General features: G+C 43.7%; 11 protein-coding genes. 6 read left to right on the top strand and 5 right to left on the bottom strand.

Going from position 1 to position 12,981, the window contains the following annotated elements; genetic code table 11:
• Both ACP7BU_RS00665 and ACP7BU_RS00660 read right to left on the bottom strand, forming a co-directional pair.
• Positions 1 to 309, bottom strand: a complete 309-nt coding sequence (locus tag ACP7BU_RS00665) for a Rieske (2Fe-2S) protein (protein WP_004279797.1) — start codon at positions 307 to 309, stop codon at positions 1 to 3.
• Positions 310 to 323: 14 nt separating this feature from the next.
• A complete protein-coding gene (locus ACP7BU_RS00660; protein ID WP_004646774.1) occupies positions 324 to 1,328 on the bottom strand; it encodes an adenosine kinase in 1,005 nt (334 codons plus the stop codon).
• Between the two features lie 276 nt (positions 1,329 to 1,604).
• Between ACP7BU_RS00660 and ACP7BU_RS00655 the strand changes: the two genes are divergently transcribed.
• The 3 genes from ACP7BU_RS00655 (at position 1,605) to ACP7BU_RS00645 (ending at position 6,323) form a co-directional block, all read left to right on the top strand.
• Entirely contained in the window at positions 1,605 to 2,057 is a 453-nt protein-coding gene (locus ACP7BU_RS00655; RefSeq protein ID WP_180087298.1) for a GNAT family N-acetyltransferase, read from the top strand.
• Positions 2,058 to 2,222: 165 nt separating this feature from the next.
• Positions 2,223 to 5,162: an insulinase family protein gene (locus ACP7BU_RS00650; RefSeq protein WP_425878289.1), complete on the top strand. Its 2,940-nt coding sequence runs from the start codon at positions 2,223 to 2,225 to the stop codon at positions 5,160 to 5,162.
• Between the two features lie 21 nt (positions 5,163 to 5,183).
• Positions 5,184 to 6,323, top strand: coding sequence for a phospholipase A (locus ACP7BU_RS00645; RefSeq protein WP_425878291.1), 1,140 nt, complete (start codon positions 5,184 to 5,186; stop codon positions 6,321 to 6,323).
• A gap of 69 nt (positions 6,324 to 6,392) precedes the next feature.
• Here ACP7BU_RS00645 and ACP7BU_RS00640 read toward each other — a convergent pair whose 3' ends face one another.
• The 3 genes from ACP7BU_RS00640 to ilvA all read right to left on the bottom strand — a co-directional run bounded on the left by ACP7BU_RS00640 (position 6,393) and on the right by ilvA (position 10,089).
• Positions 6,393 to 7,733, bottom strand: coding sequence for a TrkH family potassium uptake protein (locus tag ACP7BU_RS00640; protein WP_425878292.1), 1,341 nt, complete (start codon positions 7,731 to 7,733; stop codon positions 6,393 to 6,395).
• Positions 7,730 to 8,386, bottom strand: coding sequence for a potassium channel family protein (locus ACP7BU_RS00635; RefSeq protein WP_425878294.1), 657 nt, complete (start codon positions 8,384 to 8,386; stop codon positions 7,730 to 7,732). The genes ACP7BU_RS00640 and ACP7BU_RS00635 overlap by 4 nt, the downstream gene beginning before the upstream one ends.
• A 164-nt stretch (positions 8,387 to 8,550) precedes the next feature.
• Positions 8,551 to 10,089 carry a threonine ammonia-lyase, biosynthetic gene (gene ilvA / locus ACP7BU_RS00630; RefSeq protein ID WP_425878296.1) on the bottom strand — a complete coding sequence of 513 codons (1,539 nt, stop codon included), beginning with the start codon at positions 10,087 to 10,089 and terminating at the stop codon, positions 8,551 to 8,553.
• Between the two features lie 104 nt (positions 10,090 to 10,193).
• On the opposite strand from ilvA, the gene rpiA reads away from it, so the two are divergent.
• The 3 genes from rpiA to argC all read left to right on the top strand — a co-directional run bounded on the left by rpiA (position 10,194) and on the right by argC (position 12,953).
• A complete protein-coding gene (gene rpiA / locus ACP7BU_RS00625) occupies positions 10,194 to 10,865 on the top strand; it encodes a ribose-5-phosphate isomerase RpiA (RefSeq protein WP_004279784.1) in 672 nt (223 codons plus the stop codon).
• A gap of 168 nt (positions 10,866 to 11,033) precedes the next feature.
• A complete protein-coding gene (locus ACP7BU_RS00620) occupies positions 11,034 to 11,714 on the top strand; it encodes a M48 family metallopeptidase (RefSeq protein ID WP_253145382.1) in 681 nt (226 codons plus the stop codon).
• A 183-nt stretch (positions 11,715 to 11,897) separates the two neighbouring features.
• Positions 11,898 to 12,953 (top strand): N-acetyl-gamma-glutamyl-phosphate reductase, encoded by a 1,056-nt coding sequence (gene argC, locus ACP7BU_RS00615; RefSeq protein ID WP_425878587.1) that lies wholly within the window; start codon positions 11,898 to 11,900, stop codon positions 12,951 to 12,953.
• Positions 12,954 to 12,981 lie beyond the last annotated feature (28 nt).

Here is a 12,981-nt window from a genome sequence, read left to right as displayed (position 1 = left end):
TTATTCTGAGAGGTAAATTCCACCATCAGAATGCACGGTAATCTCTACTTTTTCAAGTGCTTGACCTTGGCAAGGCCCAGAAATGCATTCACCGCTTTCTACCAGAAACAAGGCGCCATGCGTGGAGCATTCAATAAATTCCTGATCACGATCCAAAAACTGGTTTTCCAGAAATTCCAGTTCAACCTGCAAATGCGGACACAGGTTTTGATAGGCATAGAAGGCACCGTCACGCTGTGTGATAAAGATATTGTCTCCATCAGGAAGCTCAAAAGAGCGTGCTTCGCGCTCTGGAACGTCTTCGGTCATGCAGATTTTAAACATTAAGCACATTCCTTTTGAAAGTCTTGTAATAATGCCGCATAGTCTTCAACTGCCAGGCGCGGACCAAATTGTGAAACCACTTGGCTCGAAATGAGAATCGCCAGTTCAGCCGCAGCTTGAAGACCCAAATTAGCATTCAATCCGTACAGGAAAGCCCCGGCAAAAGCATCACCGGCACCGTTGGCATCTACTGCAGGCACTTTACGGCCAGGAACAGTAAATGTATTTTGATAATCCGAAATCAGTGCGCCTTCAGCTGACAATGTAATGACAACGTGCTGACTGATTGTTTTTAATTTAAGCAGGGCTGCCTCAAGATTATCTGTTTCTGTATACATCAGCGCTTCTTGCTGGTTACATAACAGCAAGTCTACACCATCTGCAATCATTTCATCCAAACCGGCACGCGCGTATTGCACCATGGCAGGATCAGATAAAGTTAGGGCAATTTTAACGCCATTGGCACGGGCAATATCACGTGCTTGTTGTACGGCATGACGTGCTGTGTCAGAAGTTGATAAATAACCTTCGAGATATAGCCATTTCGCGCTATTTAGTGCGCTGAAATCAATTTGTTGATCAGTCAGTTCGGCCGTAATACCCAGATAGGTATGCATGGTACGTTCAGAATCAGGGCTGACCAGAACCATACATGTCCCTGTTACGCCTTCACTGATCGATTGGGTGGTGGTCTTAATACCTGCATCATTCAAACCCTTCAGGTAGATGTGCCCCAGTTCGTCATTTCCGACCCGACAGCCATAAAATGCAGAACCACCGAGCGCAGAAAATGCCACGGTAGTGTTGGCTGCTGAACCGCCTGAAGCCTGACCCTTATACACTTGAGTCGCTTGAAGATTTTGATAAAGAGTGGCCTGAGTCTCACCATCTGCAAGTTGCATGGTGCCTTTTTGCAAGTGATGTGCAGTTAAAAAGTCATCAGAAACTTTAAATTCTTGGTCAATCAGCGCATTACCAATCGCAAAAAGATCAACAGTTGCCATGTTCAAATATCACATTAAAAATGAAAGTCCTAAGTTTACACGATTGCTTGGGATTGCTGTAGTTTGCTGAATCATTTTCAAATACTTTTCAAAAATGCTGTATTTTGTTCAGCAGCTATCTTTGGTCTAAAAACTGACTTATTTTTGTGCACTACGGCGCTGCAGCATTGATTTAAGGATCACATTTTATTTATAAAGAGATATCGCTCCTGGCATGATACTTTAAGTCGCTTGGCAACTGTCATTCTCCACAACAATTTCAAATAGTGTGCGTATATGAATATTAAAATTGTAACAGCCGAACAACTCCCGGATCAGATCGAAACACTGGCAACTCTGGCACGTAAAGAAGGCTATAATTTGGTAGATAAGTTAATAGAAGAATATCGCACCGGGAAAAACTGCTTTAGCCACGCCAATGAATATCTGGTGGTGGCGCATGATGGCAAGAAATTGGTTGCCTGTGGCGGCTTAAACCAGCAATTGGGAGATAACGGCATTGAAGACCGCATTGGTCGTGTACGCCGTTTCTATGTGCATCCGAAATATCGTCAGCATGGCGTAGGCAAACAGCTTTTGGCTTACCTGGAGCAATTGGCACGTCCGCATTATTCAGCTTTGTGCCTGCAAACAGATACCCGACTGGCCGCCAGTTTTTATCAAAAGCAGAATTATGTATTTGTGGAAAACAATCCAAGCTATAACTATTTTAAATATCTGATTTCTTAAGCTTGTAAATACTCATCTAGAGGCAGGAAGTAAATTTGATGATTTAATTTTCAAATGATCAAGTTTACTTAATTCGATCAAAATCCTCGGTTTTCAACGTGAATAATTCAGATAACTAAAGCTATAATGCGCTTAGTTATTTTAATTAAAGCATTAGGAGATCGCATGACTGTAGATGTCACTGAAACCATTTCTCAAACTGTACATCCTGCGTTTCAGTTGGTACGTCAACAACATGTTGAAGCTTTAGACATTTTCGTGTCTGAATATAAACATAAAGTGACTGGCGCCACACATTATCATCTGGCGACCAATCACGACGAAAATGTCTTTCTGGTGGCGTTTCGTACCCAGCCGATGGATTCTAAAGGCGAAGCACATATTCTGGAACATACTGCGCTGTGTGGTTCAGAAAAATTCCCGGTGCGTGATCCATTCTTCCTGATGATTCGCCGTTCACTGAATACTTTCATGAATGCCTTTACTGCGGCGGACTGGACTGCGTACCCATTTGCGACGCAGAACAGCAAGGATTTCCAGAACCTGCTTGAAGTGTATATGGATGCAGCATTTGCTGCGAACCTCAATCCACTAGATTTTGCCCAGGAAGGCATTCGCATTGAGCTGGAAAATGGCGAGCCTGTCTATAAAGGCGTAGTTTTTAATGAAATGAAAGGTGCGATGAGTTCGCCTTCAGACCAGCTGTATCACACGCTGGCGCATCATTTATATCCGCATACCACCTATCATTATAATTCTGGTGGTGATCCTAAAGATATTCCTGACCTGACTTACCAGGAGTTAGTTGATTTCTATAAGTCACATTACCATCCAAGTAATGCAGTCTTCATGACCTTTGGCAATAAAACAGCATTCGAACTGCAAGAGCAGTTTGAAAATCTGGCATTGTCCAAATTTGAAAAAGGTCAGACGCTGTATCCAACACCTGAAACCCGTTTGACTGCACCATTGACGGTGACAGACAGCTATGCTGTTGATGCTGAAGACCTGCAGGACAAGACCTATCATGTGCTGTCATGGTTATTGCCAGAAGCCAGTGACATTAAACTGCGTTTAGGTATGCGTTTAGTTGAAGGTATCTTGTTAGAAGATTCAGCATCACCACTGCGTCATTATCTGGAAACGTGTGGTTATGCTGATGCAACAGGTCCATTCATGGGCGTGGATGATTCTAATTTTGAAATGACTTTCTACTGTGCGGTACAGGGTTCAAATCCTGAACATGCAGAAGAATTTAAAAATGGTGTGTTTAAGGTTCTGGAAGATGTTGCCTCTAAACCAGTTGATCAGAGCATGGTCGATGCGATCCTGCATCAAATTGAATTGCATCAGCGTGAAATCAATGGCGATGGTACGCCGTATGGTTTGAGCTTGATTCTGAGCGGTCTGGGTAGCGCGATTCATCATCGTGATCCGGTCGAAGTTTGGGATGTGGACTCTGCGATTGCCGCAGTCAAAGAAGAGCTGCAAGATCCGATGTGGTTATCCAATCTGATCAAAGAGCATCTGCTGGATAATCCACATCGTGTCCAATTGACACTGGTTCCGGATGCGACTAAATCTGCTAAAGAAGCAGCGGATGAAAAAGCGCGTTTGGCTGAAATTGGCAAGAATCTGACTGAAGAACAGAAAGCTGAAATTATTGCGCAGACTGAAGCATTGAATGTGCGTCAGGACACGCCGGATGACTTGAATTTATTGCCGAAAGTCGGTCTGGAAGATGTCCCTGCGGAATTGCAAATTGTTCAAGGCCAGTTGCGTGAGATTATCTGTAACCGTGTTGATACGCCGTTGAACCTGTATCATGCCGGCACCAATGGGATTTATTATCAACAGGTTCTGGTCAATATTCCGGATGAAGTGGTGCAGTCGCCTTACTTTAACCTACTGTCGATCCTGATGGGTGAAGTCGGTGCGGGTGAGTATGATTATCTTGAGTTCCAGCAACTGCAAACAGCGGTAAGTGGCGGTCTGGGCATGGGCGCATCTTTGCGTTCTAAAGTCGATGACAAAAACAAGATTACTGCCTGGTTGACGCTAACGACCAAATCTTTGGTGAATCATCTCGATGCGATCCGTCTGTTAAAGATTGGTTTTGAACAGCTTCGTTTTGATGAAAAAGACCGTATTATCGAGCTGTTACAACAGCGTAAAACGCGCTGGCAGTCACGTATTTCCGGTTCTGGACATAGCTATGCAATGCAAACGGCTTCACGCCAGCATAGTGCATTGGCTTTGCGTGATTATCACAATACCGGTTTGGGTGCATTGAACTGGCTGATCGAACTGGTGTCTAAGATCGAAAAAGATCCGGCTGAATATGATCTTCTGATTGATGAATTAAAACGGATTCATCGGGTCTTGTTGCAAGCACCAAAGCAATTCCTGTTAGTCTGTGAAGAGCCGCAGTCTGAGCATCTGATCGAAGAAATTCAGAATGTCTGGGATAAACTTGAAGTTGATTCTGCACCAGTTTCATTAACTCAAGTCGAAAAAGTAACCCATGACCAGCACGAAGCCTGGTTGATTCAAGCCAATGTCCAGTTCTGTGCGGCTGCTTATCCTGCTGTTGAAGTTTCACACCCTGATGCTGCTGCATTGATGGTGCTGGCAGGTTATTTGCGTAATGGCTTCCTGCACAGCGCCATTCGTGAAAAAGGCGGTGCCTATGGCGGTGGTGCGAGCTATGACGGCAATGCCTGTTCATTCCGTTTCTATAGCTACCGTGACCCACGTCTGGCAGAAACTTTCCAGGATTTTGATGCCAGTATCCAGTGGTTACTCAATGCACCACAACAGCCGCATCAACTGGAAGAAGCCATTCTGGGTCTGATCGCCAGTATGGATAAACCGGGTTCACCGGCAGGCGAAGCCATTACTGCATGTTATTCTTACTTGCATCAACGTACACCAGCGTTCCGTAAAAAATTACGTGAACGTTTATTGAATGTCACACTGGATGATTTGCAGCGTGTTGCACAGACCTATCTGGTCGAGCAGCAGGCGACGAAAGCCGTTGTGGCACCAGTGGCAAAACGTGAAATGCTGGAGCAGCTTGGTTTTGTAATTCAACAAGTTCTATAAATAAAAAAAAGAGGATAAGGGATGGCGCTTAATTCGTTTAAGCGCTCAACTCTACAGCTGAGCGTGTTGCTGGGCTGTGCAGTTGGGACGCAAGTGAATGCGGAAGAAACAGTAGTCAACAGTCCCACGCCGGCAACGGCTGAAGCCTGTGCTGCACTGGAAATTAGTGCAGAGCGTCTGGCCTGTTATGATACTTTATTTAAAATTCCGGTCACTGATAAGCCTGCAATCGTTTCTGAGCGTCGTGCAGCAGCAGAAATTGCGCCTGAACCCGATAATTTAAAAGCGAAAATTGGTCAAACCGTTTCCAATATTTATGCTTCTGAAGGATCAAAGCTAACGCCGAATCTGTCTTTGCTGGATAGCCGCTGGGAACTCTCTCCAGAAAGTAAATTAGGCACCTGGAACATTCGTTCTTATCAGCCAGTGTATTTGATGCCAGGTTTCTGGACATCAAAGAAAAATGAATTCCCTCAAAGTGAAAATCCAGAAAACACAGTGAAGGAAGACCAAAATCTTACCTCAACCGAAGCAAAGTTTCAGTTGTCTTTAAAGACCAAGGCGGTTGAAAATATCTTGGGAGATAATGGCGATCTCTGGCTTGGTTATACCCAATCTTCACGTTGGCAGGTGTATAACTCGGAAGAATCACGTCCGTTTCGTGAAACCAACTATGAACCCGAAGCCAGTTTAATCTTCCGTACCAACTATGATCTTTTAGGTCTTAACTGGCGTATGTTGGGATTGACCATTAATCATCAGTCCAATGGCCGTTCTGATCCGTTATCACGTAGCTGGAACCGGGTGATGCTGAATCTCGGTTTTGAAAAAGACAATTTTGCCTTGATGGTTCGTCCTTGGTATCGCTTTGAAGAGAAGCGAGAAGATGATAACAATCCAGAAATCAAAAACTATATCGGCCGTGGAGACATGACCGCATTTTATCGTTATAAGGAGCATGATTTTTCATTAATGCTGCGACATACCTTAAAAGGTGGAGATGAAAATCGTGGAGCCGTACAGTTCGATTGGTCATTCCCGATCAGTGGGCGTTTGCGTGGCCAATTCCAGCTATTTGATGGCTACGGAGAAAGTCTGATTGATTATAATCACCGTGCCACGTATATCGGTTTAGGTGTCTCATTGATGAACTGGTTCTAAGATTCCAAGTTTCATGACCTTATAATGAAAATAAAAAACCATGCCGATGCATGGTTTTTTCTAGGTAAATTAACCAATCTGGATTTCTGAAGGCGGATGTTTGAGACGACTCTTTTTGGGAGTCGCAATAAAATAAGCAAGCGTCAGTGGCCCTAGACGCCCTGCGAACATTAACAGCATCAGAATGATCAAACTGGCAGGTTGTAGCTCCTCAGTTACCCCTCGGGACAAACCGACGGTACAGGCCGCAGACACGGCTTCAAACAACAGATCCAGAAAATCCTGCTCAGGTTCCAGGATTAATAAGCTCATAAAACCCATCATGATCAACGCTGCAGTAATACACACGACGGCCAATGCTTTAAACGTAGTTTTTTCAGGAATAGAGTGATTAAACAGCCGGATCTCATCTTCGCGTCTTAAAAAACTGATTACGCTGATCACCACAATAATAAACGTACCAACTTTAATTCCACCCGCCGTACTTAAGGAACCGCCACCAATAAACATTAAAAAAATGGTGACTAGACTTGAGGCATCGCTCATCTGGTCCATAGGCAGACTATAAAAACCTGAAGAGCGGGGAACAGTGGCATGGAACCAGGCATTGAGCGCCTGATCACCTACGCTCATCAGCGCTAGAGTTTGTGGATTAGACGCTTCGAGTAACCAGAGCACAATAAAAGCACTCAGGTTAAGGCCCATAATCGTAGTCAGAATCAGCTTGCTATTCGGGCTAAGCTTGCGCCAGTTTTTATTCTGTTTTACATCCATCAGAACCAGAAAACCGATCCCGCCAATGATATACAGCATGCTGATCGTAAAGGTCACGAAATACTGGCCGGAAAAGCTCATCAAGCTATTGGGGAAAAGGGAAAATCCGCCATTATTAAACGCAGAAACACTATAGAAAGCTGCATAAAACAGCGCTTCACCAAAAGGATAATCTTCCAGCCAGGCTAAGGTTAAAATCAGGGTGCCAATCGCTTCGAAAAACAGAGAATATAGGAATACTGCTTTAATGGTAAAACTGACTTTCTTTAAACTGGTCTGGCCAATAGATTCCTGTGCCATCACTTGCTGTCTTAAACCAAGTTTAGGTGACAGGCTCATGAAGGCGAGTATGGCAAAGGTCATAAAGCCGAGGCCACCACATTGCAGCAGGAACATAATTACGATCTGCCCAAAGGGTGTATATGCTTCACCAACATTGACCACAGATAGTCCGGTAATCGTCACTGCAGAAGTCGCTGTAAAAATCGCCTCTAACCAGCTGATTTCAGTTTGATGGGCAAAGGGCAGCATCAGTAATAAAGAGCCAATAAAAATCAGTCCGAGAAAACCTAAGGCGAGCAGACTCGGTGGACTGAGATTGACAATCCTGTTCTGGTTTAAATTTGAGCTTTTCATATGGCCTTAAAATGCTTGGACAAACGGCGTAGAGGGTCCAGCAATCCTTCGACCACCAGAATGTCACCTTCCTTAAGTAACAGCTCAAGATCTACGATATGCTGTATTTCAGGGCCGCGTTTATGCAAAAGAACTTTAATTTCGGGAACTTGGTTCATTAACTGGTGTAAAGGAGTGTCATGATGATCGGCATGAATCTCGATCTTGACAATATAGTGATCATCTTCAAGTGACATATAACGGCTAACCATCGGGTAGCTGAGTGATTGTGCCACACGGACGCCCATATCTTCTTCTGGGTGAATAATTTTTTCGACGTTCAGATGGGTCAAAATCATATGGTGGGCTTTGGATTTGGCTTTGGCCCAAATTTTCTTTACACCCATATTTTTCAGATGCAGTACACACAGAATGCTGGCTTCAATATCTTCACCAATTGCGACTACGACCGCTTCACAGCGCTGGATATCCAGTTCATCCAGGACATGCTCATCGGTTGCATCGGCAATGACCGCATGGGTGAGCTGATCGGAAATATTTTCCACATATTTTTTATCGAGATCGATTCCAATCACATCATGTTTCAGGCTGATCAGTTGAGTCGCCACTGTTGCACCGAAGCTGCCCAGCCCAATGACTGCAAATAATGCCATGCATATTTCCTTAAATCTTTTTATTTCAAATCAGTTCATGTCTAAGTATGTATCTTAAAGATTTTTATAGTTTTCAGCTATCTGGCCTTACATAAATACTTCATACATTTTCATTCAGCCGGACATAAAAAAACCGCCTCGAAAGGCGGTTTACAACAAACTGATTATTTTAAGAAACGCTGATAACCCAGGTTATTGGTGATTTCTTCATATGGATAAGTAATATTTTCCAATGTCTCAATCAAACCATCTGGATTTTGCTGTGCATCTTCTGCCTCCAGACCGACCAGTACGCGACCTTCTGCAGCGCCGTGGTTACGGTAATGGAACAGGGTGATGTTATGCGTTGGGCCAAGACGTTCCAGGAACATTAGCAGGGCACCTGGACGCTCCGGGAATTCCACTCGGAACAGGCGTTCATTTTCAATATCGGCATGACCACCGATCAGGTAACGGATATGCAGTTTGGCCACTTCGTCATCAGACAGATCATCAACGTCATATTGGAATTTTAAGGTTTCATAAATTTCCTGACGTTCTTTCTCGCCATTTTTCAGACTAATACCGACAAAGACCTGTGCCGCAGAAGCATCACTGGCACGATAGTTAAATTCAGTGATATTACGGCCTTGTAATGCACGGCAGAAACTCAGGAATGAACCTTTCTGTTCTGGAATCGTCACGGCAAAAATCGCTTCTTTGCGTTCACCCAATTCAGTACGTTCAGCGATATAGCGTAAACGGTCGAAGTTCATATTGGCGCCGCAGACAATCGACACCATGTTCTTCCCTTCGATGCCATGTTCAGCCACGTATTTTTTAATACCTGCCAGAGCCATTGCACCAGATGGTTCGACAATGCTACGGCATTCGTCATAAGTGTCTTTAATCGCTGCACAGACTTCATCCGTATTCACCAGCACCACATTCGGTTCAACGATCGGGCCTGAATTGTCCGACTTTTGCAGACGAATCACATCAAATGGTTTTTCACCAATTTGGGCTACCGCCGTGCCATCAGCAAACAAGCCCACAGATGGAAGAATGACACGCTCATTGGCTTCTAAAGCAGCTTTTAAACAGGCAGATTCGTCGTATTCAACTGGAATGACTTTAACGTGTGGTGCGACATCACCTAAATACGCTGCAACACCTGCGATCAGGCCACCACCACCAACTGCGACAAACACATAGTCGACATCACGCCATTGACGCAGAATTTCATTGGCAATCGTGCCTTGGCCAGCAATCACCAGTTCATCATCATAAGGCGGAATGAAAGTCATCCCATCTTCCTGGGCACGTTGAATCGCATATTTATTGGCAACATCAAATGAATCACCATGCAAAACCACTTCGCCACCCAGACGTTTAACCGCCTGTACCTTGATATCAGGTGTGGTTTTAGGCATCACAATAATCGCGCGAATACCCAGCTTTTTCCCTGAGAGTGCCACGCCCTGTGCATGGTTGCCCGCTGAAGCAGTAATAACGCCACGTTCCATTTGTGATTTCGGTAGTTGACTAATACGGTTATAGGCACCGCGTAGTTTGAATGAAAAAACCGGTTGTAAATCTTCACGTTTAAAGCGGATGTTATTATTGAGTCGTTCGCTAATTCGTGGCGCTGCTTCGAGTGGAGTTTCGATTGCAACATCGTAGACCGTTGCTTGTAAAATTTGTCGAACCAAACGAGACAGCATGTTAATTTTCCATCTAACAGTTTAAAATAGGGGCTTATTGTAACAAACCACACGGCTTTGCGGTTTAAAAAAGCTGCAAAAGTCCAAAATAGTTGAGTGAAGCCATGAGTCTATATGCAACCCAAGATGAGAAAAAACAAGCAGCAGCTAAAGCCGCTTTAAAACACTTGCCAAAAGGGGGCATTTTAGGCGTAGGTACAGGCAGTACTGTAAACTTTTTAATTGACTTATTACCTGAGCTGCAATTGGAAGCTGCGGTAGCCAGTTCAGAAGCAACTGCACAGCGCTTAAAAAAGCTCGGTATTGAAGTAGTGGATATGAACTCTGTCAGTGGTCTGGATGCTTATGTTGATGGCGCAGATGAAATTGATCGTCATATGCATATGATCAAAGGTGGCGGCGCAGCGCTCACACGTGAAAAAATTGTTGCCTCTATCGCGAAAAAATTCGTGTGTATCGTTGATGATTCAAAATGGGTGGGACAATTGGGCCGTGAATTCCCGCTTCCGGTAGAAGTGATTCCAATGGCGCGTTCTGCTGTTGCGCGTAAAATTGTATCTTTAGGTGGCGATCCTGCTTATCGTGAAGGTGTGGTAACTGACAACGGTAACGTGATTTTAGATGTATATAACCTCAATATTCTGAATGCGCTTGAACTGGAAAAAACCTTAAACGATATTCCGGGCGTGGTGTGTAACGGTATCTTTGCGATCAACAAAGCAGATATCGCAATTGTCGCGACGGATAACGGAATTGAAGAGCGTACAGCGGTTTAATTTTAAAATCTCCCCAAATCCTGAACAGAAGTTAAAGTACTGCTTTAACTTTTGTGCAAGAAAAGCCTCATTTTAGATTTTTTAAGAGGGGCTTTTCTCCCTCCTTAATAAGGGTGAGTAGCACTGCTACGCAAGGGGGAGGATTAAAAAAATGATTAAATATAAAAAATGACCTTATCCGACCTACCCGAAATTCAAATCACCCGAAATGTCCGTTCAACACGGTTACGTTTGCGTGTCGATGCAACACAGATTCGCCTTACAGCACCGGTTTTTTGCAGCAAAAAACAGATACAGCATTTTATTGAACAATCTGAAAGCTGGCTGATTAAAACCTGGCAATCCCAGCAGGAAAAAATCGAAAATATTGACCGGACGCTACCGAGTGAGCTGCGGTTATTCAATCTAAAAGCAGCAGTAAAAATTTCTTATCACAGCCAGAAAAACAACTTTATTTTTGATCATGAAGATCTACAGCTTTGGATCAGTGACCGACATCCTGAAGAATATTTAAAAACTTTCGTGATTGCCTACGCAAAAGAACAGCTTCCTTCATATTTAAATCTCGTCTCCCAGCAATGTCATTTGCCTTTTAAAAACTGCAACATTAGACATCCCAAAACCCGATGGGGCAGTTGTTCTGCCAAACATGACATTATGTTGAACAGCGCGCTGGTATTATTTCCTGAACAAGTCGCGCGTTATGTCGCTGTCCATGAACTGGTACATACAAAGCATTTTGATCATAGTCCACGGTTTTGGGCAGAAGTTGCCAAGCATGATCAGCATTTCCAGCAGCATCGTATAACGCTGAAAAATACGCCGTTGCCATATTGGTGGGGTGCCTAAAAGCATAATTAATAAGTCCATATAACTCTATTAAAATAGCCTAAGCAATCTATGCATTTAATCCTCTAAACCGGCCTTATCCTACTGATCAATTAAAAAACCAGCAAACCCCAGTGAAATGGTTTAGAAAACCTCAACTTCCTGTCATACTAGGCCTTATAAAGGAAACATTTATTTGAGGTAATCATCGTGATTTCAGTGGGTATTGTGGGTGGTACGGGTTATACAGGCGTTGAACTTTTACGTCTTTTGCTACGACATTCAGATGTAAATGTAACAGCACTGACATCACGTACTGAAGCAGGTCGTCGTGTAGATGACATGTTCCCAAGCTTGCGCGGGCATACCGATCTTAAATTTTCCGATTTAAGTCTGGATTTATTAAAATCATGCGATGTGGTGTTCTTTGCAACACCGCATGGTGTCGCAATGAAACATGCCGAAGAGCTGGTCGCTGCAAATACCAAAGTGATCGACCTAGCTGCCGATTTCCGTTTACAAGATCTTGCACAGTTTGAAAAATGGTATGGCATGCAACATGCATGTCCAGAACTGTTAAAAGATTCTGTTTACGGTTTATCTGAATTGAATCGTGAAGACATTAAAAAAGCCAATGTGATCGGGAATCCGGGGTGTTATCCAACCACAGTTCAGTTAGGTCTGGCGCCAGTTTTAAAAGCGGCTGAAGTATTGGTGAAACCTGAAAGCATTATTATCGATGCCAAGTCGGGTGTATCAGGTGCAGGTCGTAAAGCTAGTCTGGGCATGATTTATTCTGAAAATGCTGATAACTTTAAGGCCTATGGTGTAGCGGGTCATCGCCATCATCCTGAAATTGTCGAAGCACTGGAAAATATTTCAGGTCAAAAAAATGTGTTTGATCATATTTTATTTGTACCGCATTTGGTGCCAATGATCCGTGGTATGTTGTCGACCATCTATATCGATTTAACTGAAGCAGGCCAAGCAGCAGATTTACAAGCGCTATATGAGCAGTTCTATGCCAATGAAGCATTTGTCGATGTTATGCCGGCGGGTAGCTCACCCGAAACCCGTTCAGTGCGTGGAGCGAATCAGTTGCGTATTGCCTTGTATAAGCCACAACCAACAAAACTGGTGATCCTGGTTGCACAAGACAATTTGGTAAAAGGCGCAGCAGGTCAGGCTGTGCAAAACATGAACCTGATGTTTGGTTTTGCTGAAGATGCTGGCTTAAATAATATTGGTTTATTACCATAAAAAACGTATTAGAACTTCACACACATTT

It is taken from the genome of Acinetobacter sp. 40AMC3-4, from assembly GCF_049898185.1.
In the GTDB taxonomy this organism is placed as follows: Bacteria; Pseudomonadota; Gammaproteobacteria; order Pseudomonadales; family Moraxellaceae; genus Acinetobacter.
The sequence above is the reverse complement of the archived record's forward strand: the minus strand, read 5'-3'. Positions and strand labels throughout refer to the sequence as shown.

Coding starts and splice junctions, on each gene's coding strand:
- ACP7BU_RS00650 (WP_425878289.1), top strand. CDS start 2,223: ATGACTGTAGATGTCACTGAAACCATTTCTCAAACTGTACATCCTGCG.
- ACP7BU_RS00645 (WP_425878291.1), top strand. CDS start 5,184: ATGGCGCTTAATTCGTTTAAGCGCTCAACTCTACAGCTGAGCGTGTTG.
- rpiA (WP_004279784.1), top strand. CDS start 10,194: ATGAGTCTATATGCAACCCAAGATGAGAAAAAACAAGCAGCAGCTAAA.
- ACP7BU_RS00635 (WP_425878294.1), bottom strand. CDS start 8,386: ATGGCATTATTTGCAGTCATTGGGCTGGGCAGCTTCGGTGCAACAGTG.
- ACP7BU_RS00660 (WP_004646774.1), bottom strand. CDS start 1,328: ATGGCAACTGTTGATCTTTTTGCGATTGGTAATGCGCTGATTGACCAA.
- ilvA (WP_425878296.1), bottom strand. CDS start 10,089: ATGCTGTCTCGTTTGGTTCGACAAATTTTACAAGCAACGGTCTACGAT.
- ACP7BU_RS00665 (WP_004279797.1), bottom strand. CDS start 309: ATGACCGAAGACGTTCCAGAGCGCGAAGCACGCTCTTTTGAGCTTCCT.
- ACP7BU_RS00620 (WP_253145382.1), top strand. CDS start 11,034: ATGACCTTATCCGACCTACCCGAAATTCAAATCACCCGAAATGTCCGT.
- ACP7BU_RS00640 (WP_425878292.1), bottom strand. CDS start 7,733: ATGAAAAGCTCAAATTTAAACCAGAACAGGATTGTCAATCTCAGTCCA.
- ACP7BU_RS00655 (WP_180087298.1), top strand. CDS start 1,605: ATGAATATTAAAATTGTAACAGCCGAACAACTCCCGGATCAGATCGAA.